23 protein-coding genes are annotated in these 18,858 nt (G+C 60.0%); 6 read left to right on the plus strand and 17 right to left on the minus strand.

The features are described from left to right. The first annotated feature begins 153 nt into the window (after positions 1 to 153). Positions 154 to 276 (plus strand): hypothetical protein, encoded by a 123-nt coding sequence (locus tag D1820_RS19250; RefSeq protein ID WP_024097384.1) that lies wholly within the window; start codon positions 154 to 156, stop codon positions 274 to 276. A 308-nt stretch (positions 277 to 584) separates the two neighbouring features. Here D1820_RS19250 and D1820_RS03185 read toward each other — a convergent pair whose 3' ends face one another. Continuing rightward, positions 585 to 1,037 carry an iron-sulfur cluster assembly scaffold protein gene (locus D1820_RS03185; protein ID WP_118067851.1) on the minus strand — a complete coding sequence of 151 codons (453 nt, stop codon included), beginning with the start codon at positions 1,035 to 1,037 and terminating at the stop codon, positions 585 to 587. A 59-nt stretch (positions 1,038 to 1,096) separates the two neighbouring features. Here D1820_RS03185 and hisI point away from each other — a divergent pair, with 59 nt between their 5' ends. Continuing rightward, the gene (hisI, locus tag D1820_RS03190; RefSeq protein WP_118067852.1) at positions 1,097 to 1,474 is read left to right on the plus strand and encodes a phosphoribosyl-AMP cyclohydrolase; all 378 of its coding nucleotides are present in this window, start codon (positions 1,097 to 1,099) and stop codon (positions 1,472 to 1,474) included. Between the two features lie 56 nt (positions 1,475 to 1,530). Here the strand turns inward: hisI and gluQRS are convergent, their stop codons facing one another. The 4 genes from gluQRS to D1820_RS03210 form a co-directional block, all read right to left on the minus strand. Continuing rightward, positions 1,531 to 2,406: a tRNA glutamyl-Q(34) synthetase GluQRS gene (gene gluQRS, locus D1820_RS03195; protein ID WP_118067853.1), complete on the minus strand. Its 876-nt coding sequence runs from the start codon at positions 2,404 to 2,406 to the stop codon at positions 1,531 to 1,533. Next, positions 2,403 to 3,017, minus strand: coding sequence for a class I SAM-dependent methyltransferase (locus tag D1820_RS03200; protein ID WP_118067854.1), 615 nt, complete (start codon positions 3,015 to 3,017; stop codon positions 2,403 to 2,405). Before D1820_RS03200 ends, gluQRS begins: the two co-directional genes overlap by 4 nt. A gap of 33 nt (positions 3,018 to 3,050) precedes the next feature. Continuing rightward, positions 3,051 to 4,394, minus strand: coding sequence for a methylenetetrahydrofolate--tRNA-(uracil(54)-C(5))-methyltransferase (FADH(2)-oxidizing) TrmFO (gene trmFO / locus D1820_RS03205; protein ID WP_118067855.1), 1,344 nt, complete (start codon positions 4,392 to 4,394; stop codon positions 3,051 to 3,053). A 366-nt stretch (positions 4,395 to 4,760) separates the two neighbouring features. Further along, on the minus strand, positions 4,761 to 5,549 hold the full coding sequence (locus D1820_RS03210; RefSeq protein ID WP_118067856.1) for an enoyl-CoA hydratase: 789 nt from the start codon (positions 5,547 to 5,549) through the stop codon (positions 4,761 to 4,763). A 128-nt stretch (positions 5,550 to 5,677) separates the two neighbouring features. On the opposite strand from D1820_RS03210, the gene D1820_RS03215 reads away from it, so the two are divergent. After that, positions 5,678 to 6,100 (plus strand): PaaI family thioesterase, encoded by a 423-nt coding sequence (locus tag D1820_RS03215; protein WP_118067857.1) that lies wholly within the window; start codon positions 5,678 to 5,680, stop codon positions 6,098 to 6,100. Positions 6,101 to 6,118: 18 nt separating this feature from the next. On the opposite strand, the gene asd is transcribed toward D1820_RS03215, so the two are convergent. The 5 genes from asd to D1820_RS03240 form a co-directional block, all read right to left on the minus strand. Then, positions 6,119 to 7,009, minus strand: a complete 891-nt coding sequence (gene asd / locus D1820_RS03220) for an archaetidylserine decarboxylase (RefSeq protein WP_118067858.1) — start codon at positions 7,007 to 7,009, stop codon at positions 6,119 to 6,121. 97 nt (positions 7,010 to 7,106) lie between these two features. Continuing rightward, positions 7,107 to 7,343: a hypothetical protein gene (locus D1820_RS03225; protein WP_118067859.1), complete on the minus strand. Its 237-nt coding sequence runs from the start codon at positions 7,341 to 7,343 to the stop codon at positions 7,107 to 7,109. Positions 7,344 to 7,447: 104 nt separating this feature from the next. Next, positions 7,448 to 8,302, minus strand: a complete 855-nt coding sequence (gene speE / locus D1820_RS03230) for a polyamine aminopropyltransferase (RefSeq protein ID WP_118067860.1) — start codon at positions 8,300 to 8,302, stop codon at positions 7,448 to 7,450. Next, positions 8,299 to 8,820 carry an adenosylmethionine decarboxylase gene (gene speD / locus D1820_RS03235; protein ID WP_040168959.1) on the minus strand — a complete coding sequence of 174 codons (522 nt, stop codon included), beginning with the start codon at positions 8,818 to 8,820 and terminating at the stop codon, positions 8,299 to 8,301. The genes speE and speD overlap by 4 nt, the downstream gene beginning before the upstream one ends. A 212-nt stretch (positions 8,821 to 9,032) precedes the next feature. Further along, a complete protein-coding gene (locus D1820_RS03240) occupies positions 9,033 to 9,266 on the minus strand; it encodes a DUF1127 domain-containing protein (RefSeq protein WP_040178391.1) in 234 nt (77 codons plus the stop codon). A gap of 91 nt (positions 9,267 to 9,357) precedes the next feature. Here D1820_RS03240 and D1820_RS03245 point away from each other — a divergent pair, with 91 nt between their 5' ends. From D1820_RS03245 to rpsI, 3 genes are all read left to right on the plus strand, one after another. After that, entirely contained in the window at positions 9,358 to 10,773 is a 1,416-nt protein-coding gene (locus D1820_RS03245; RefSeq protein WP_118067861.1) for a PLP-dependent aminotransferase family protein, read from the plus strand. 161 nt (positions 10,774 to 10,934) lie between these two features. Continuing rightward, a complete protein-coding gene (gene rplM, locus D1820_RS03250) occupies positions 10,935 to 11,393 on the plus strand; it encodes a 50S ribosomal protein L13 (RefSeq protein WP_014874569.1) in 459 nt (152 codons plus the stop codon). Positions 11,394 to 11,398: 5 nt separating this feature from the next. Then, the gene (gene rpsI, locus D1820_RS03255; RefSeq protein ID WP_096871227.1) at positions 11,399 to 11,884 is read left to right on the plus strand and encodes a 30S ribosomal protein S9; all 486 of its coding nucleotides are present in this window, start codon (positions 11,399 to 11,401) and stop codon (positions 11,882 to 11,884) included. Between the two features lie 111 nt (positions 11,885 to 11,995). Here rpsI and D1820_RS03260 read toward each other — a convergent pair whose 3' ends face one another. The 7 genes from D1820_RS03260 to D1820_RS03290 all read right to left on the minus strand — a co-directional run bounded on the left by D1820_RS03260 (position 11,996) and on the right by D1820_RS03290 (position 18,764). After that, positions 11,996 to 12,613 carry a TetR/AcrR family transcriptional regulator gene (locus D1820_RS03260; RefSeq protein WP_040168970.1) on the minus strand — a complete coding sequence of 206 codons (618 nt, stop codon included), beginning with the start codon at positions 12,611 to 12,613 and terminating at the stop codon, positions 11,996 to 11,998. Beyond that, positions 12,606 to 13,475 carry a polyphosphate kinase 2 gene (gene ppk2 / locus D1820_RS03265; protein WP_118067862.1) on the minus strand — a complete coding sequence of 290 codons (870 nt, stop codon included), beginning with the start codon at positions 13,473 to 13,475 and terminating at the stop codon, positions 12,606 to 12,608. The genes D1820_RS03260 and ppk2 overlap by 8 nt, the downstream gene beginning before the upstream one ends. A 61-nt stretch (positions 13,476 to 13,536) precedes the next feature. Beyond that, positions 13,537 to 14,568 carry an alpha/beta fold hydrolase gene (locus D1820_RS03270; RefSeq protein WP_254683350.1) on the minus strand — a complete coding sequence of 344 codons (1,032 nt, stop codon included), beginning with the start codon at positions 14,566 to 14,568 and terminating at the stop codon, positions 13,537 to 13,539. Then, on the minus strand, positions 14,519 to 15,436 hold the full coding sequence (gene metA, locus D1820_RS03275; protein ID WP_118067864.1) for a homoserine O-succinyltransferase: 918 nt from the start codon (positions 15,434 to 15,436) through the stop codon (positions 14,519 to 14,521). The genes D1820_RS03270 and metA overlap by 50 nt, the downstream gene beginning before the upstream one ends. Before the next feature lie 108 nt (positions 15,437 to 15,544). Beyond that, positions 15,545 to 16,408 carry an ATPase gene (locus tag D1820_RS03280; RefSeq protein WP_118067865.1) on the minus strand — a complete coding sequence of 288 codons (864 nt, stop codon included), beginning with the start codon at positions 16,406 to 16,408 and terminating at the stop codon, positions 15,545 to 15,547. Between the two features lie 200 nt (positions 16,409 to 16,608). Continuing rightward, on the minus strand, positions 16,609 to 17,754 hold the full coding sequence (locus D1820_RS03285; protein ID WP_096868731.1) for an OmpP1/FadL family transporter: 1,146 nt from the start codon (positions 17,752 to 17,754) through the stop codon (positions 16,609 to 16,611). Positions 17,755 to 17,861: 107 nt separating this feature from the next. Continuing rightward, positions 17,862 to 18,764 carry a DMT family transporter gene (locus tag D1820_RS03290; RefSeq protein WP_118067866.1) on the minus strand — a complete coding sequence of 301 codons (903 nt, stop codon included), beginning with the start codon at positions 18,762 to 18,764 and terminating at the stop codon, positions 17,862 to 17,864. Between the last annotated feature and the right edge of the window lie 94 nt (positions 18,765 to 18,858).

The following is an 18,858-nucleotide window of genomic DNA, read 5'->3' on the forward strand; positions in this document are numbered from 1 at the left end:
TCCGTTGTCGGCGTTTTTGTCGCTGTTCTTGTTCCATGTTCTTTCGTGTTCGCAAATGTTCTCATAAAGTTCTTTACAGGTTCCGCTGAATATGAGAACAAATAGGCAACAAGACGCCAGAGAGCGATAGCAAGACAGACAGGAGGACGTACCATGATGACCCAAATCAAGACGACTGTTCAGAATGCCCAATCGACACTGCTGCAGGACGCCATCGGCGCGGCAGCGCTGGTTGTGATGCTGGTGGCGGGTTTGCACCTGCCCGGCCTGCTGTGATGCGACCGACCGGCCAGCTATGAGGTTTTAGATTTCCTGATCGCACTCTTTATGCCGGACGGGGCCGCCTGTCCCAAGCCTGCCCGGTTTGCCTGCCGGTCTGGCCGACCTGCCTCAGGTCAACAGGTCCCGTTCGGGTCCCGCATGAGAGAGCATACTGCCGCCGCCACCCCCTCGGGTGTGCGGCGGTTTTTTCGTGTGGTTCGTGGAATATGGATCCGACGGCAGTAACGCGCGGATGTCAGGACTGTCCGCGCCACGCAGCGTTTGCACTTGCGGGCCTGTGGTCAGGCCTGAGCGCAGACCGCTCAGGCGCAGGTCTGTTCCTGATGGGTCTGCATCGCCTCAAAGGTGGCATCCAGCGCCAGCAGGATCGAGGCGTGGCGGTTCTTGAACTCCCGCGCCGGGATCAGCACCTCAAACCCGTCAAAGGGCGCCTCCGGGACTGGCCCATCTTCGGTCAGCATCGCCTTCAGCTGCTGGCGGGCCTGCGCGACCTCCGGCAGGGTGCGGCCAAGGATGACCTCACCCACAACCGCGGCGGAGGCCTGACCCAATGCGCAGGCTTTCACATCCTGTCCAAAGGCGGCGATGGCGCCCTCCTTGATCTGAAGATCCACCGTCACCGTCGAGCCACAGAGGGGGGAGCGTTTTTTCACCGTCACATCCGGGGTGTCCAGCCGGTCCAGATGCGGAATATCGGCGGCCAGCGCCAGGATCCGTGCGGAGTAGAGTTTTATCAGATCAGTCTCGCCGGACATGGGGTACCTCGGGCTTTCCCTTATGCGCTGTTCCCAATACATAGGGGGCCAGTTCCCAGATGCAAAAGGTTTTTGCCATGTCGTTTGATCCTCTTAGCCTAAAGTATAATGAGGCCGGTCTGATCCCCTGCATTGCGCAGGAGGAAGACAGCGGCGAGGTCCTGATGATGGCCTGGATGAATGCTGATGCGGTGATGAAAACGCTGGAGAGCCGCCGGGTCACCTATTGGTCACGATCCCGTCAGGCGTTCTGGATCAAGGGGGAAAGCTCCGGCCATGTGCAGGCGCTGGTGGATCTGCGGGTGGATTGCGACCGCGATTGCCTATTGGCGGTGGTGCGTCAGACCGGGGCGGCCTGCCACACCAACCGGCGCAGCTGTTTCTACACCGCCATTCGCGATGGCGAAGAGGTGGAGTTGATGCAGCCAATGGTCTAAGGCGTGCTGCCAGCTGGAGACGGCCCTGAGGGGCCGTGCCTCCGGCGGGGATATTTTTAGCCAGAAGATGGGGCAGGGCGGGCCTCAGTGAGGCCAACCAGGGCGCGTATATCCTGCGAGGTTGCGCCTTCGGCGCGGTATTTTGCGATGGCGCGGGCATCATCGCGTTTGGCGAGCCGCTTGCCGTTGTCATCGCGAATCAGAGTGTGATGGTGGTAGAGTGGCGTGGGCAAGCCGAGCAGCGCTTGCAGCAGCACGTGGATCTGCGTTGCTTCAAACAGATCAGCGCCGCGCACCACATGGGTGATGTGCTGGTCGGCATCATCCACCACCACCGAGAGGTGATAAGCGCTGCCCATGCCGCGGCGCACAAGGATAATATCGCCGACCGTTGTGATCAGTCGCTCAGGATCAAGCGGATATTGGCCGCCATATGTCTCGCCGGTCTCCGTGAAGGGCCGCAGCCGGGCAGCCTGCACGGCGCTTTTCATATTGAGGCGGATCACATCCTCGGCGCCAGCGTCCGCCATCGTGCGGTTCCGGCAGGTGCCGGGGTAGATGCGCCCATCGGGGCCAAATTGCGGCACACCTTCCTGCGGAGCACCTGCGGCGGCCTCAATATCGCGGCGATTGCAGCGGCAGGGATAGGTGAGCCCCATGGTGCTGAGCTGATCAAGCGCAGCCCGGTAACGGGGCAGCCGCTGTGATTGCCGCATCACCGGCTGCGGCCAGTCAATCCCCAGCCAGGCCAGATCTTCGTAGATCTGCTGTTCCCAGTGCGGGCGAGACCGGGCCGTGTCGATATCCTCGATCCGAAGTAGCAAGACGCCGTCATTCGCGGCGGCCATGTCCTGTGCCAGAAGGGCGGAATAGGCGTGGCCAAGATGCAGCGGACCGGTTGGCGAGGGCGCAAAGCGGGTGATGAATGTCAAGATTTCTCAATTACGTAGACGGTGGACTTAAGGTCGATACCGGGGAGGTGATCGCCATGCTCCCGAGATAGCAGCCGCGCAGCGGAACAGTCCAGCCATTCATTCAGCTTGCCGGTATAGGCGGGATCCGCCAACGCGTGATCGTTGTAGGAAAACACAAACAACCCGTCCCGTGGCAGGGCGTGCATAATCATATCAAATACCGTTGGTGGGGCGGCCCCGGTCCCCAATACGCCGCAGCCAGTGATCAGGCGATAGGCACCCTTGGCGATGGGTTGGGTGTCCGTCACCTCAATCTGCGTCAGGTGCCGATAGGCGCCTTTGGCACGGGCCTGTTCCAGCATTTCGCCGGAGGGTTCCATACCGTCGATGGTTTGAAATCCCGCGCGTCGCAGGGCAAGGCCCGACAGGCCGGTGCCGCAGCCAAAATCCAGAACCGGTTCGGACATATCGGACTGAACGCTTGCCAAAGCCTCTGCGATGCGACCGGGGGTGGCATAGCCGTTTTCGGCGATCTCGGCGTCATAGGAAGCGGCCCATCGGTCGTAGTGGGTCAGGGTCGCTTCCGGTGTTTCAAGGTCATAGGCTTTGTCGAGAAACTTTTTGCTCATGCAGGCAGTTTAGGCACTGCCCGCGCAGAGCGTCTAGGAAAAGTTTGCCAGCCACTCCTGCCAGGCGGTCTTTGCCCGGTCGGTGTAGGCCTTGTAGCGGTCTTTGCGGCCGCGGCGGCCCCCTTTCAGCCCGTCCACCGGGCGGAACAGGCCGAAGTTGACATTCATCGGCTGGAAGGTCTTGGCCTCGGCGCCGCGGGTGATGTGGTGGATCAGGGCACCCATGGCGCTGTCCTGTGGCACTTCGGGTAGGGTTTTGCCCAGAATTTCCGCTGCTGCCATCCGGCCCGCAAGCAAACCCATCGCAGCACTTTCGACATAGCCCTCAACCCCGGTGATCTGCCCGGCAAAGCGCAAATGGGGTTTCGATTTCAGCCGCATCTGATTGTCCAGAAGCGTGGGCGAGTTGAGGAAAGTGTTGCGGTGAATGCCGCCGAGCCGGGCAAAGCTGGCGTTCTCCAGCCCCGGGATCATCCGCAGAACCTCCGTCTGGGCGCCGTATTTCATCTTGGTCTGGAAACCGACGATGTTGAACAGGGTCCCCAGCGCATTGTCGCGACGCAGCTGGACGACCGCATGAGCCTTGACCTCTGGCTGATGCGGATTGGTCAGGCCGACGGGCTTCATCGGGCCGTGGCGCAGGGTTTCACGGCCGCGTTCAGCCATCACCTCGATCGGCAGGCAGCCGTCAAAATAACCGGCGGTCTCGCCGTCGTGGAACTCGGTCTTGTCGGCGGCCAGAAGCGCGTCGATGAAGGCCTCATACTGGTCCTTGTCCATCGGGCAGTTGAGATAGGCGGTGCGCTCTTCCTCGGTCTCGCCTTTGTCATAGCGCGACTGCATCCAGGCCTTCGACATGTCGATGCTGTCGGCGTAGATGATCGGCGCAATGGCATCGAAGAAGGCCAGCGCCTCGGCGCCGGTCTCCTGCTGAATGGCCTGTCCCAGGCTGGCGGAGGTCAGCGGGCCGGTGGCAAAGATCCAGTGGCCGTCCGTGGGCAGGTCGGTGATTTCCTCGTAGGAAACGGAGACATTCGGCAGCGCTTTCAGCCGGGCTGTCACGGTTTCGGCAAAGGGCTCACGGTCCACGGCCAATGCGCCCCCTGCGGGCAGGCGATGCTGCTCGGCGGTGGACATGATCAGACCGTTTGCCGCGCGCATTTCCCAATGCAGCAGGCCGACGGCGTTCTGCTCATCATCATCCGAACGGAAGGAGTTGGAGCAGACCATCTCACCCAGATTGCCGGTTTGATGGGCAAAGGTCTCCACCTTGGGGCGCATTTCATGCAGCACCACGTCTACGCCCATATGTGCGGCCTGCCATGCGGCCTCTGAGCCGGCCATGCCGCCGCCCACGATATGCAATGTTTTTGTCATGCCCGCCACATAGGGCAGCTGGGGCCGTCACGCAATATTGCGCGGTGCGGCTTGTGCTGATCGGTGCGAAAAACTGGCGTTTTTGGGTCTGTGCTAGCCCAACGCCATCAGTCGCAATGTCAATTGGTCTGCGCGGGAGGGGTATTGGGGTCGCTGGGGAACTGTCTGGCCGGGGGAGAGACCCGGTGGAGGGACGGTCCGCATCAGCGACCCTAATTGTGCCGGGGTTTGTGACCGTGTCTCACAAGCCCTGCCCAATCTTTGCCATGATCTTGCCTTGTTTGAAAGACCCGACATGGAAACAATAAATCGCCAATCGTAAACAAAGACTAAAATTTTCGACGTCTTTTAGATTTTTTAAGCGGATCAGCGATTTTTCCAGTTCGGGTCGCGTTTTTCCAGAAAGGCATCAATGCCTTCGATGGTGTCGCCCAGCATCAGGTTTTCAACCATCACCGCGCCGGTATGGGCATAGGCCTCGGCGGTGGGCAGCTGGAGCTGGTCATAAAACGCGCGTTTGCCGATCTTGACGGCGGCGCCGAGCTTGTCGGCAACGGTTCGGGCCAGAGCCTGCGTGACCTCTGTCAGATCCTCAGGCGCGGCGATACGGTTGATCAGGCCCAACTCCTCTGCGCGCGCGGCGCTGATGAATTCGCCCGTGGTCAGCATCTCAAACGCCTGTTTGCGCGAGATATTTCGGGTCAGCGCCACCATGGGGGTGGAACAGAACAGGCCGATATTGACGCCATTGACACCGAACCGCGTGCCCTCCGCAGCGACAGCCATATCGCAGGAGGCAACCAGCTGGCAGCCCGCTGCGGTGGCGATGCCGTGGACCTGCGCGATCACCGGCTGCGGGATCTGCTGCAGGCCCAGCATGACCTTGGTGCAGCGGTCAAAGAGGTCCGCAAAATAGGCCTGCCCGCCATCTTCTGCCTGACGTCCCGCGGTCATTTCACGCAGATCATGGCCGGCACAGAAGGCTTTGCCTCGTCCGGAAAGGATCACCACGCGGGTTTCACTGTCGTGACGCAGGCGGTCGATTTCTGTCTGCAAGGCGTCCAGCATCGCATCAGAGAGCGCATTCAGCCGCTCCGGCGCGTTCAGATGCAGCGTGGCGATGCCGTTGCTGTCGTGACGTTCCAAAATTGTCATCTTGTGTCCCTCCCCGGATTGAGGCCAACGTTAGACCATGTTGCGCAAAGGGGGGAACCGGTATTGCGCGGCAGCCCCATGCGACATCCGCTCGCAGGGAACCGGGACTATGAGGGAGAGAGCACATAATGGGATTGGCGTTTGATGCCGCAGGGCTGGGGGCGTATCTGCAGGAGGTATTTGCAGAGGTGGCCAATGATTTTGTCATCGACAGATTGGACGAGGACGGCATCACCATGCGGCTTCTGGTGGATGAACGCCACCTGCGCCCCGGCGGGACGATCTCCGGCCCGTCGATGTTCGGACTGGCCGATGTCACGGTTTATGCGCTGGTTCTGTCTCGACTGGGGCGCAAGGCGCTGGCGGTGACCACCAACGCCTCCTTCGATTTCATGCGCAAGCCGGTCGGCGGCACGCCTTTGGTGGCGGAGGGCAAGCTGTTGAAACTGGGCCGCCAGCTTGCGGTGGGCGATGTGCTTTTGTTTTCGGAAGGGGAATCGCGACCGGTTGCGCGCTCCACCATGACCTATGCGATCCCGCCAGAACGATAGGCACTTGGGCGCTAGACGTCAGATAGCCGTGGCCAGCGGCTGGCCGACTTTCACCAGCGTCTCGCGGCCCTTAACGCTGTTGGTGACCAGATCGTCGCTGAACTGCACGCGGCCCGGTTCGAACACCACCACGACCGTGGAGCCGCCAAATTTGAAGTAGCCTTTTTCGTCCATCTTCTCGACAGCGCCCGAGGTGCGAGTGTTGACAATGGAGCCGACGCCAAAGGCGCCCACCTCAACAAAGGCGTAGCTGCCAATAGTGTCTGTGTCGATCAGGGTCCAGCTGCGTTTGTTCTCGCCAAAGACATCCGGCCCGGCGCCGAGTGCAATCGGGTTCACCGAATGGAGCGCGCCGGGCAGATCCTTTGCGGCGCTGATCCGACCGGAGGCGGGGAAGTGATAGCGGTGATAATCCGCAGGACACAGCCGCACGATGGCCAGCGCGCCACCGATGAAACGATCCGCGATGCCGGGCAGCATGGTGCGAATGGACATTGGATGACCCTTCACGGGGACAAAGACATCCTCGGCCAGTTCAGGAAACACCAGCACGCGGCCGTCTGCGGGGCTGGCAATCACGCTGGGGGAAGGATCAAAAGGCCGCGCCTCAGTCCTCAGGTTTCGGGCGAAGAAATCGTTGAAAGTTGCATAGCTTTCTGTTGGTTCCGTAGCTTCGCTCATGTCGATGGATAAATCTTCGATCACAGCGCTGATCTTGCCTCTGGAGAGCCGCGAGTCGAACCACGCGCCCATCAACCGACTGATCAGGGCAGAGCGGAACAGCAGTTTCTCCACCGGTTTAGCGCTGGCGTTCTGATAGGCCCAGCGGATCCATTTTTCCCCCAGCACCACCTCCTCAAAGGTTTCGCCGGTGTCGCGGTCAACAACTAGGATCGGGTCGCGCTGCATGGGGGCCTGCCAGAATTTGTTTCGCTCCCGTCGCGCCTAGCAAGAAGCGCGGTCCGGGCCAAGGGGATTAAAGCCCATCGCTACCGGGCCGTGTCCTTCAATCGATCTTGTCCTGTAACCAGTGGATTTGCGTCTTTGCAGCGGCAATCGCGGCGTCGGCATCTGTAAACACCTGTTCGCCGTAATGGCCAATGCTGTACCAACCACGTCCATCCTCGGGATCGCGGCGGAACTCGTCGAAGCCATAACTTCCGTCAGGCCGCTGAAAAATATCGGTGCAGATCAACTCGCCGTCCAAGTTGATCGATCTGATAACCTTGTTGATATGAGCCATATGTCTCTCCCTGCAGAGCAGCGTCAGCTGCGCAGAGCGCGGGCTGCAAGCGCAAAGTCAGCGCAAAAGAAAAAGGGGGCCGAAGCCCCCCAATGCCTGTCCCGTTAGGGGAACAGTTTTCTGACGTAGTTCGGCAAGGCAAAGGCGGCCTTGTGAACCTCGGGGTTATAGTACCCGGTCTCGATCCCAGCCGCGGCGAAGCGCGCCTCCAGATCCTCAAGCCGCACATTGCGCGCTTTGTCCGAATGGCTGCCCCAGCCAAAGGCCATCGGTCCGCCAGCATAAGTGGGCACGGTCGCCAGATAGCAGGAGGCATCAGCAAACAGCGCCTTGAACGCGCGCAGGGTGCCGGTCAGCTCATCGCCCTGCATGAAGGGCACGCCGTTCTGCGTGACGATGATGCCATCCTCAGACAGCGACCGGGCCGCGTGGCCATAGAAGGTGTCGGTGAACAGCACTTCACCGGGTCCAATCGGATCGGTAGAATCGACGATGATCACGTCGAACTTCTCAGTGTTCTCTTTCATGAAGAGCGCACCGTCATTGATCACCAGATTGAGCCGCGGGTCGTCAAAGGCGCCGTCGCTCAGCATCGGCAGATACTCTTTCGAGAAATCCACCACGCCTGCATCAATCTCCACCATGGTCACATGCTCGACCGAGGTGTGGCGCAGCGCCTCACGGGCCATGCCGCCGTCGCCGCCGCCAATGATCAACACGCGCTTTGCATTGCCATGGGCCAGGATCGGCACATGAGTCAGCATCTCGTGATAGATGAAATTGTCGCCTTCGGTGGTCTGCACCACGTCATCCAACGTCAGGATGCGGCCGAACTGGCCGTTCTGAAACACCTTTAGGCGCTGATGCTCGGTGTTGCTGTCATAGAGCATCTCATCAACGCGCAGGGATTGCGCATACTGGGCGTGCAGGCGTTCGGTGATCCAGGTCTGATCGCTCATGCTGCCGCCTCCTTTGATGGAATGCCCTTGGCGAGGAATTCCTCACCGCGCAGCAGTTCACGCACCTCAACGGTGGGCGTGTCAAAGGCCTCTTTCAGCACATCGACCGCTTTCCATGGTTCGGCATCGCCACACATGAAGACGTCAAAGGCGCCATAGCCGATCTCGGGCCAAGTATGGACGGAGATATGGCTCTCGGCCAGCACCGCGACACCGGACACGCCCTGTGGCGAGAATTTATGCGTGTGGATATGCAGCAGCGTGGCGCCGCAGACGTCCACGCATTTACGGAATGCGTTCTGAATGCGGGTTTCGCAATCCAGTCCGCTGCCGTTCATGACCTCGATAATAAGATGGGTTCCGGCAAACACCTTTCCATCCCGACGGATGAAATGGTCTTCGCGATCCGAATCCACAAGTGAGTTTACGATCGCAGTGGTTGCACTGCGGGCGGTATCTTCCTCTTGGGCGCCTGTCTCCAGACCGATCCCCAGTTGGAAGAGGTTGGCGTCCGTCATGACACTCCCCTTCGTTCCAGTAGATGACAATCCAGCCGGCCCTTAGCGCCCCCCCGGATAAGAGTCCGGGGTTGGGATCGGTACCGAAAGTGAAGCGGCATCTATGGTGGGGGCGGGATTCGATCAAGAGGTTTTTTGTAAAATGGATGCGGTCAGCCCATAAAAAAGGCCGGGGCAAGCCCCGGCCGTCAGGTGGTTCCGTTGCCCGGGGATCATGGGCGCCAGAACGGAAGAGTCCCTTGATGGCGTGCCTCTTCACGGGTCAGCCCAACATCTTTGAGCAGTTCCGGAGGCAATTGGCGCAATGCCTGGCGGGTGCGTTGGCGCACTGTCCATTTGGTGACCAGAACCGCAAAGGAGACTGCAACCTCCGCCAGCACCGGCAGGGCGGGGCGGCTGGAGAGATAGAGCATATCCGTCGAAGGGGGAGTTGCGTTCTGTGTCATGGCATTTTCCTATTGTATTGATACAATCCTGTGTTAATATCACAATTATTGGGTACAATTTGTGAGGCATCATGTCCAAGGAAGGATTGTAATGGGTACAATTTGGCCGAATGAGTTGCCAACTGATCTTTCTGGCCGATCCGGTCCCAAATATCAGCGGGTCGCCGATACAATCCGAAACGCGATCGAGGATGGCACCCTTTGTATCGGTACAAGGCTGCCGCCGGTGCGGGAGCTTGCCTACCAGCTGAAGATCACCCCGGGCACTGTGGCGCGGGCCTATTCTCTGCTGACGGATGCGGGGCTTTTGCAGGCTGAGGTGGGGCGCGGCACCTTTGTGGCGGAACCGGAAACCAAGGTTCAGGATGATGTCTGGTCGCGGCAGCTCCACCTGAAGGAAGTCAAAGATCCGGGTCATGTCAGCCTGTTTAGCCCGCGGTTAGTGGATGTGGGGCAGGTGGCGGCGATCCGGGAGGCGCTGGTCAAGATTTCGCAAGGGGACCCGTTACAGTTCCTGAATTACCCAACGAGAGATGCCTACCGCCCCCTGCGTGAGGCTGTGGTCGACTGGCTGTCGCAGGACCCGCTGGGCCCGCTGGATGAGCGTGACGTGGTGCTGACCCATGGTGGACAAAACGGCATCCTGACAGTGATGCAGGCCATTCTGAAGGGACCGCAACCGACCGTGCTGGTGGAAGATCTCTCCTATGCTGGGTTCCGGCGCGCGGCGGAACTGGTGCGCGCGCGGGTTGTGGGCGTTGCGATGGATGAGCATGGCATTCTGCCCGACTCTCTGGAGCTGGCGATCCGTAAAACCGGCGCCATGGTGCTCTGCACCAGTCCCGAGGTGCATAATCCAACCGGGCTTTATACGCCGCTGGAACGCCGCCAGCAGATCCTTGAAGTGCTGCGCCGCCATGAGGTGCAGATCATTGAGGATGACTGTTATCGCATGGGCGAAGCCCGCGCGCCAAGCTACCGCGCGCTGGCGCCGGATCTCTCTTGGCATGTTTCGTCGATTTCCAAAACCCTGACGCCGTCGCTGCGGGTTGGGTTTGCGCTGGCCCCCAAGGGGCGTGGCCGGGATCTGCGACGGATGGCGGAATACAGCTACTTCGGAATTGCGCAGCCGGTTGCCGAACTGACGCGTATCCTGCTGTCTGATCCGCGCACCAGGAAACTGGTCGCCGATGTGCGTCGCGAAATGGACAGCTATATACGGATCGCGGTCAACACTCTGGGTGGGTTTGATCTGATCTGGTCGCGCAGCGTGCCGTTTCTGTGGCTAAAACTGCCCTCGGGCTGGCGCGCCGCCGCCTTTACCCGCGCGGCGGAGGCCGAGGGCGTTCAGATCCGGTCGGCCGATGAATTCGCCCTGCGAGATGGCCGCGCCCCTAATGCGGTGCGGATCGCGGTGAACGGCCATGTCACGCCGAAGCAATTCGAAGACGCCATGCTGCGCCTGCGCGCCCTTTTGGACAACCCGCCAGAACAAATCAGCGTATGATGTTGGGGTATTATTATACCTATTTTTTAAGTGCATGTTTTTGAACAGTTAAATCTGATTTGCGGGTGTTGACCTGCGCATTGGGCTGCCGTAAACCCCGTCCATCGAATTCGGGCGCGCCGCTTTGGTGTGCCCTTCACGTCAAACAGGATTGACCTGATATGAAAACCTTCTCTGCTACTCCGGCAGACATCGAGAAGAAGTGGATCATCATCGACGCCGAAGGCGTGGTGCTGGGCCGTCTTGCCTCGATCGTCGCCATGCGCCTGCGTGGTAAGCACAAGCCGTCCTTCACTCCTCACATGGATATGGGCGACAACGTCATCGTGATCAACGCTGACAAAATCCAGATGACCGGCAAGAAGCGCGAAGAGCACTTCTACTGGCACACCGGTCACCCCGGTGGCATCAAATCCCGCACCAAACAGCAAATTCTGGAAGGCGCGCACCCTGAGCGCGTGGTCTACCAGGCTGTGAAGCGCATGCTGCCCGGCAACCGCCTGTCGCGCCAGCAGATGACCAACCTGCGCATCTATGCAAGTGCCGAGCACCCGCATGAAGCCCAGTCCCCCGAGGTTCTGGATGTTAAATCCATGAACAAGAAAAACACCCGGAGCTGAGACCGATGGCTGATCAGATCAACACTCTCGAAGAGCTCGGCGCCGTTGCAGGCGTAGAAACCGTAGCCGAAGAAACCATTTCGCGCGAACCCGTTCGTGACGAACTGGGCCGCGCCTATGCCACCGGCAAGCGGAAAGATGCGGTTGCCCGCGTCTGGATCAAGCCGGGTTCCGGCAAGGTCTCCGTCAACGGTAAAGAGCTGAACGCATATTTTGCACGCCCTGTGCTGCAGATGATCCTGCGCCAGCCGTTCCAGGTTGCCGGTGTCGAAGGCGAATTCGACGTCTACGCAACCGTCAAGGGCGGTGGCCTCTCCGGTCAGGCCGGCGCGGTCAAGCACGGCATCTCCAAGGCGCTGCAACTCTACAACCCGGCCCTGCGTGGCGCGTTGAAAGCTGCTGGCTTCCTGACCCGCGACAGCCGTGTCGTTGAGCGTAAGAAATTCGGTCGTCGCAAAGCGCGTCGTTCGTTCCAGTTCTCCAAGCGTTAATCGCTGGATCACATGGATTGGAAAAGGCCGCAGAGAAATCTGCGGCCTTTTTCGTTGTCTGGACTGTTTAGGGGCTACGTCAGTCGGGGCAGATGCCACCGGCCGTCAGTTTCAGCTATCCGGTTCAATCAGACCCAGCCCGCGCAGATAGATGCCAATGCCGCTTTCCAGCAGATCCTCAGGCGGGAAGGGAGAGGCGGCACCGGGTGAGTTGCGCGCATAAAGCTCAACCACCCCATGGCTCATCGCCAAGATATGAGCGGAGAACATCGAGGCGGGCGGGCGTTTTTCGGCCGGGATGTGTTGACTCAGATCCGCTGCGGCCCGCTCCAGAATGGCACGCGCGCGGTTGGCGGCCTCGGCCAGCTCCGGGGTGCGGTTCACGGAAATGCCGCTTTCAAACATGGCGATGTAATGGCCTGGATGTTTGCGCGCAAAGGCGAGATAGGCCCGGCCTGTGGCCTCAAACGCGGCCAGGGCAGAGGGCTGATATTTGTCATAGGCGTGCTGCATCAGATCGGCGAACATGACGTAGCCCTGTCGGCCTGCCTCGGCAATCAGATCCTCCCGCCCGTCGAAATGACGGTAGACCGCAGCCGGGGTGACGCCTGCCTTCTTGGCCGCCTCCGACAGGGTAAACCCGGTCGGACCCTTCGCCTCGATCAGGTGCAATGCGGCTTCGACCAGCGCCTGACGCAGGTTGCCGTGGTGATATCCGCGTTTAGGCATCCCAAAGTTCCGGTCCGCCACAGATCGCACCGTCCAGATCGCCAAGCGCCTTTGGATCCTTGTTGGCATAATCAACCGCATGCAGCACCCGGCGGATGGCGGCCAGCCGCGCGCGGCGTTTGTCATCCGAGCGGACGATGGTCCAGGGCGCATGGTCCGAATGGCTGCGCGTCAGCGTGTCTGCAATCGCGGTGGAGTATTCCTGCCAGAGGCTCAGCCCCTTTACGTCAATCGGGCTGAGCTTCCATTGCTTCAAAGGATCGGTTTCGCGCGACAGGAACCGGCGCAGCTGTTCGGCGCGCCCGACGTTGAGCCAGATCTTGAAGACCTGAATGCCATCCTCAACCAGCGCCTCCTCAAACCCGTTGACCTGATCAAAGAACCGTTCGCGCTGGCCGTCGGTGCAAAAGCCAAAGACCGGCTCCACCACGCCACGATTGTACCAGCTGCGATCAAAGAAAACGATTTCACCGGCCGCAGGCAGATGGGTGATATAGCGCTGGAAATACCACTGCGTCTGTTCGCGTTCGCTGGGTTTCGACAGGGCCACGATGCGGGCACCGCGCGGGTTCAGGTTTTCCCGGAACCTCTTGATGGTGCCGCCTTTGCCAGCCGCATCGCGCCCTTCGAAAATGATCGCAATCCGCGCGCCGGTTGCGCGCACCCAGGATTGCATTTTCACCAGTTCGATTTGCAGGCGCTTCATCTCTTTGTCATAGCGCTTGCGGCTCATCCGTTTGTCATAGGGAAAACCGGGATCCAGCACATCGTCCTTGTCCGAGCTTTTGAGGGCGGCGCGGATCTCATCCGGGGCTTCGGTCTGGTAAAACGCGCTGATGGCACCGTCAAAGGGCAGGGGCATTCGAAAATTCCTTCTGTCTTCTGTCCCTTATATGGGGCTTTGCAGAGAAATGTGAATCGTTTTAACGCAAATTCTCTGCCGATGCGGCCCGCGCTGCCGCCCGGTCTACCGCTGCCACAACCGCATCGGTGGCGACCTGATGCGGCATATGGCCGATCCCGTCCAGCACAGCGAGAGTGAGCGTGGGCACATCGCGTTCCAGCTGGCGCGCGTGCAGATCCAGCCCGACGGTGGTATCCGCGCTGCCATGGACCGCCTCAATGGGCAGGCGAAGGGCACTGTAGCGGGGCGCCATCAATTTGATTTCGGCCAGAAGGTCAGCGCGCTGGCGCGCATTGGCCCGCAAGGCAGAGCGGCGCAGGGTCAGACCGGGGCCGAAATGTTCAAAATACCCCGCCGGAAAGGGTTGCGGGGCGAAGACCTCAGTCAGCGTGTCGCGAATGGTGGTCTCCGGCACATAGGCCGTCAGCAGGGGCACCGCCAGCCGCTGACCCAGCGGTGAGGAGGTGACCTTGTAGAAGGTGCTGAGCGGCGTCGGCCAGGGGTGAGAGACCGCACCCACGGTGACCAGCGCAGAGAGACTGTCGGGATCATCCAGCGCCCAGGCCAGCGCAACCCCGCCGCCGTAGCTTTGCCCCAAGACGATGGGACGGTCTGCCCCCAGGTCGGCAACAGCAGCACGGATCAGGGCGGCTTGCTTGCTCAGGGAGGCTTGCGCGCCGCGGGTGCGGTCACTGTAGCCCAATCCGGGCCGGTCGACGATGATCACCCGGTAGCGGTCGCTGAGGGCTGGTGCGAGGCGGAAGGTCATATCGCGGATATGGCCGCTGGCGCCGTGGATCAACACCAGATCCGGCGCGCGTTCGCCTGCGGGCAGGCTGGCAGGCTGTCCCAGATCCAGCAGGTGCATCTGCTGCCCCTCGACAGTCACAAATGTGCCCTGCGGTGGGTAAGCCGACACCGCCTCCGCCTCGCGCGCGTTGGCGCGCCACAGCGTCACGCCAACGCCAAGCGCCAGAACCAACCCGGCGGTCACCATGCCCTTAACGACCAATCTCAGCCATGTCGAAGGGGGTGGATTGGTAGATGTCATTGATCCAGTTGCCATAAAGAAGATGCGCATGGCTGCGCCATCTGTTTTGCGGTTTGCGGCTGGGATCATCATCCGGGTAGTAGTTCATCGGCACGTTGATTGGCGTCCCGCTGGCCACGTCGCGGTCGTATTCCTGCTTCAGCGTATCACTGTCGTATTCAAAGTGGTTGAAGATATAGAGCGCCCGGTGGCTCGGATCCTCGATCAGGCAGGGGCCCGCATCCTGACTGCCCAGAAGGCTGCGCAGGCCGGGGCGCGCGTCAATTTCGGACTGGCGGATTTCGGTCCAGCGCGACACCGGAATGACGCAATCATCCGAAAACCCCCGCAGATAAGGCGAGGCAGGATCAAGGTTCTGGTGACGGAAACAGCCAAAGACCTTGTGAGCCAAGAGGTGTTTTTTCACCCCGTGGAAGTAGTTGATCATCGCCATGCCGCCCCAGCAGACACCAAAGGTGGAATGCACATTGGTTTGGGTCCAGTCAAAGACCTCGCACAGCTCGTCCCAATAGGTGACGTCCTCGAACTCCAGATGCTCAATCGGCGCACCAGTGATGATCAACCCGTCAAAGCGCTGGTCCTTGATCTCCTGAAAGGGACGGTAGAATTCGGCCATATGTTCAGCGGCAGTGTTGCGGGTCTGATGCTCTGTCATGCGGATCAGCGACAGGTCGATCTGCAAGGGCGTCGCGCCGATCAGCCGGGCGAACTGGTTCTCGGTCTGGATCTTCTTCGGCATCAGGTTCAACAGGCCGATGCGCAGCGGGCGAATGTCCTGACGGGCCGCCTGATCCGGCGACATGACCATCACGCCTTCGTTCGTGAGAACGTCATAGGCGGGGAGGTCTGAAGGGATCTTGATCGGCATATCGTGTCCTTTGGTATGTTTGCCCCGCCCATAGCGGTCGGGATCGTTCTGACCCGGAGATGATCTCCGGCGAGTGGCCTGTCTCTGGCCCCTCGTGATGTAGAAGGCCTAGCCGCGCGCCTCAAGAGCGCCCGCGATCACGTCTGTGAAATCAGCCTCGGTGCGGATGCCTGATATCTGATCGGCTGTCACCGTGACGCCCCAGTTCTCAGCCATAGCGGCATAGCGCGGCTGGCGATGGGCCAGCGCCTGCGCATAGGTCCAGCGAATGAAACTATCAGGATCCACATCGGCCTCTGATAGGGTGTTTTCCTTTAGATACTCTTGCCAGACGCGGGCGAGGAAGGCCGGTTCATAGGCCATGGGTTTCGGCGCGCGGTCGAACCGGCGGATCAGCTCTTGGGTATGGGCTTCGTCGCCTTTGATCCAGACCATCAGCGTCTGCTGCGACAGCTCCGTCAGCAGCGGGTCGTTGGGGTCGCTTGCGTCGACCCATTCGCAGATGCTGCCGCCAGTGTCGCAGATGAAGTTCGGATAATCATAAAGCCGCGCAGCCCGGTCGATGAAATAGCCGGTATCACGCAGCGCATTCAGCTCAGCAGTGCGGAACTGGTCCTGACGGCGTGTGTATTCCTGCATCGCCAGCCCGCCCTTGGCCGGATCACCGGGTTTGCCCAGATAGGACGCCACCGGTGTCAGGTTCTCAAAGCTGATGTTGGAGCCGATGTATATCGAGTCCGACAACAGCAGATCGCGCAGGAACGGCACTTTCATCGCCTCGGCCTTGGCATTGTCGGCGATATATTCGCCCATGTAACGGGTGCCGATGCGGTAATCGATGGAATAGTGAAACCAGCTGCCCGCACCGCGCAGGATATTGCTAATATAGGTCTTGCCCAGACCGGACATGCCAAAGAACAAAACCCGCTTATGCGGCGCCTTACGCCACTCTTCGGCAGACGAATAGAGCATTTGAAATCCGGTCCTTGTTGGTTCTTTGCCTTGCTACTGACCAATGTCGCGTGGGTCAATCAGCAGCACCCGAAGGTGACCTGGTCAGATGTAGTCGTGACACGAAAAACCCCCGGCACCATGGGTGCGGGGGCAAAGCTGGTCCTGGCCCTGTCTTTGTTACAGCGCGGCCTGTAAGCGCACGCAGGTCTTACGCAGGATCAGAAGCTATAGCCGACTTTCAGGCCAAAGCTGACGGCATCGTTGTCTTGGAAATTTGCAACGCCCACAGCACCACCGGGGGCGGCAATTGCGTCACCCAGTTTGGTATAGCGGATGCCGGCGGAGATCTTCATCTTGTCCTGAGTGTACTGCACGCCAAGGCGGATTGCCTCATAGCCGTGCGTGGGTGCGAGTGGTGATACGAGGTTGTCGCCATCAACATCTGCGTAGATTACCGCAAGCGAACCAGACCAGTTCTCGTTGAATTTGCGACCCACGCCAAGCGTGTAGGTGACCGAGTCATCAAGGTCGATCAGGTCTACGGTGCGACCGGCCTGACCGCTGAGGCCCGGCACAACCAGATTGGTGACGCTGTGCTCTGCCCAGCGAATGCTGCCAAACAGCAGCGTGTCTTCGGCAATGCCCGTTTGAAGGTCCAAGTTGACCGACTGCGGTGTTTTGGTCTTGGTCGATGTTCCTACCGAGACGCCGTTGGCAAAGGTTTCGTTCAGGTTGAAATCATGTTCGATTTCGGAGCTGTAGGTCAGTGCCGCGCGCAGGGCAATTTCGGGGATCTCATAGGCTACGCCCGCGACCCAGCCAAAAGCACCGTCTTTGTTAACCTTCACGTTATATTGGCTGCCGATAGAGGAGTAGGCGCCGCCCGCCAGGTTAATCGCGCCGTCAATCTCTTGGTAGCGAATGCCGCCATGAACGCTGAAGTTGTCGTTAAACTTGTAACGTACAAGTGCAGTGATTGCGTTGGAATCGGCCACTGCGGTGGTGCCGCCCAGCAGGAGTGAGCTTCCGACCGGGTAATTCACGTCGACGCCCCACGGCTGATCAAAGATCACTGCGAAGGACAGCTGCTCGTTGATGTCCCGCTTGTAGCCTGCGCCAAACATGTTGAAGCGGTCGCCGACATCGCCGGTCGCAGATTGCAAAGGGTTGCCTGCGGTGCCGAGGGTGGTGGTGGCACGGTCGTTACCGGACAGATCTACGGATGAGGTCGCCACGGAAAACTCTGCGTAGGTGCCTTCTTCGAAGATGATGCCAATCGGCTGGCCGGTCCGATCAAGACCGCTGGCCATAGCGGAGCCGGAAGCCAGCGCCAGCGCCGCTGACGTTGCAAGATAGCGTTTCATTGTTCCTCCCTGTCCAGACTTGAGCGTCTGGTTTTAACATTAGAAAACGCTAGCAAGGGGGAATTTTTCGGTCAATGTTGACGCAAAGGCAATCAACGGCAAGAAAATCAGGCAGATCCGCGGTGTTCTGAATGCGCACGCAGGCGTCCGGCCGCATCGAGAATATTGATGTAGTTGGCGCAGAAGATCACCACCGCGCCCAGCAGGATCCACAGGTTAAGCGCTTCACCATAAATCAACATTCCGGCCACAGCGATGGTGGGCAGGCGAGCGAAGTCGATGGGCACGACAACAGTGGCCGGAGCAATTGAGAGCGCCTTGGTCATGCAAAAATGCGCGGTCAACCCGGCGCAGCCGATTACCAGCAACCAAAGTGCCGTTGCGGCATTTGGGATTGCAATTACCCCGTCCCAGCCAGATATCGCCAGACCCATGGCCAGTTGCATCAGGGTGAGCCACAGCAGGATGGAGCTGATCGGCTCATGCCGGGTCAGCCGCTTGGTGAACATGATGGTGAGCGCGAAGAAGACAGCAGAGCTGGCCGCAGCGATCACGCCAAGGTTCAGGGTCTCTGGGCTTGGGCGCGCCACGATCAGGATCCCGATAAAACCAAGAGCCGCCGCCAGCACGCGCGGTTTTGTCAGAGCTTCACCCAGCAGCAGCGGCGACAGCATCAACACCCAGAGCGGAGAGGTGAATTCCAGGGCAAAAACCTGTGCCAGCGGGATCAGGGTCACAGCAAAGAACCAGAGGTTCTGACCGGTGAAATGGGCCGCGTTGCGGATGAGGTGCAGGCCCAGCCGGTCGCGCCGCACCTGTGGCCAGTTGCCCGTGGCGGTCAGAACCACGACGACAATCACCAGGCCGACAGCACTGCGGTAGGTCATGATCTCAAACGTGTCGAGGCTCAAACCCGCCTCCCGTCCGGCAATCGCCATCGAGGAGAAGGAGACAATCGCCCCGATCATCCAGATCGCAGCCGTCCCAATCGGTCGGTCGTTCAATTCCATTACTGCCCCTCATGCGCCATTCTAACGGGCAGAAGGGGGCAGTTTTCAACTTAGGTCAAGCTATGTTCGCCGCGCGGTCCAGTGCTGCGATACT

It is taken from the genome of Phaeobacter sp. LSS9 (assembly GCF_003443595.1).
Taxonomy (GTDB): domain Bacteria; phylum Pseudomonadota; class Alphaproteobacteria; order Rhodobacterales; family Rhodobacteraceae; genus Phaeobacter; species Phaeobacter piscinae.

Coding starts and splice junctions, on each gene's coding strand:
- hisI (WP_118067852.1), top strand. CDS start 1,097: ATGCAAAAGGTTTTTGCCATGTCGTTTGATCCTCTTAGCCTAAAGTAT.
- D1820_RS03270 (WP_254683350.1), bottom strand. CDS start 14,568: ATGACATCTACCAATCCACCCCCTTCGACATGGCTGAGATTGGTCGTT.
- asd (WP_118067858.1), bottom strand. CDS start 7,009: ATGCAGCGCGACCCGATCCTAGTTGTTGACCGCGACACCGGCGAAACC.
- metA (WP_118067864.1), bottom strand. CDS start 15,436: ATGCCGATCAAGATCCCTTCAGACCTCCCCGCCTATGACGTTCTCACG.
- D1820_RS03200 (WP_118067854.1), bottom strand. CDS start 3,017: ATGAGCAAAAAGTTTCTCGACAAAGCCTATGACCTTGAAACACCGGAA.
- D1820_RS03290 (WP_118067866.1), bottom strand. CDS start 18,764: ATGGAATTGAACGACCGACCGATTGGGACGGCTGCGATCTGGATGATC.
- ppk2 (WP_118067862.1), bottom strand. CDS start 13,475: ATGCCCCTGCCCTTTGACGGTGCCATCAGCGCGTTTTACCAGACCGAA.
- trmFO (WP_118067855.1), bottom strand. CDS start 4,394: ATGACAAAAACATTGCATATCGTGGGCGGCGGCATGGCCGGCTCAGAG.
- D1820_RS03210 (WP_118067856.1), bottom strand. CDS start 5,549: ATGACAATTTTGGAACGTCACGACAGCAACGGCATCGCCACGCTGCAT.
- D1820_RS19250 (WP_024097384.1), top strand. CDS start 154: ATGATGACCCAAATCAAGACGACTGTTCAGAATGCCCAATCGACACTG.
- D1820_RS03185 (WP_118067851.1), bottom strand. CDS start 1,037: ATGTCCGGCGAGACTGATCTGATAAAACTCTACTCCGCACGGATCCTG.
- D1820_RS03260 (WP_040168970.1), bottom strand. CDS start 12,613: ATGCCTAAACGCGGATATCACCACGGCAACCTGCGTCAGGCGCTGGTC.
- D1820_RS03285 (WP_096868731.1), bottom strand. CDS start 17,754: ATGAAACGCTATCTTGCAACGTCAGCGGCGCTGGCGCTGGCTTCCGGC.
- D1820_RS03215 (WP_118067857.1), top strand. CDS start 5,678: ATGGGATTGGCGTTTGATGCCGCAGGGCTGGGGGCGTATCTGCAGGAG.
- D1820_RS03225 (WP_118067859.1), bottom strand. CDS start 7,343: ATGGCTCATATCAACAAGGTTATCAGATCGATCAACTTGGACGGCGAG.
- D1820_RS03245 (WP_118067861.1), top strand. CDS start 9,358: ATGGGTACAATTTGGCCGAATGAGTTGCCAACTGATCTTTCTGGCCGA.
- rplM (WP_014874569.1), top strand. CDS start 10,935: ATGAAAACCTTCTCTGCTACTCCGGCAGACATCGAGAAGAAGTGGATC.
- speD (WP_040168959.1), bottom strand. CDS start 8,820: ATGACGGACGCCAACCTCTTCCAACTGGGGATCGGTCTGGAGACAGGC.
- rpsI (WP_096871227.1), top strand. CDS start 11,399: ATGGCTGATCAGATCAACACTCTCGAAGAGCTCGGCGCCGTTGCAGGC.
- D1820_RS03280 (WP_118067865.1), bottom strand. CDS start 16,408: ATGCTCTATTCGTCTGCCGAAGAGTGGCGTAAGGCGCCGCATAAGCGG.
- speE (WP_118067860.1), bottom strand. CDS start 8,302: ATGAGCGATCAGACCTGGATCACCGAACGCCTGCACGCCCAGTATGCG.
- D1820_RS03240 (WP_040178391.1), bottom strand. CDS start 9,266: ATGACACAGAACGCAACTCCCCCTTCGACGGATATGCTCTATCTCTCC.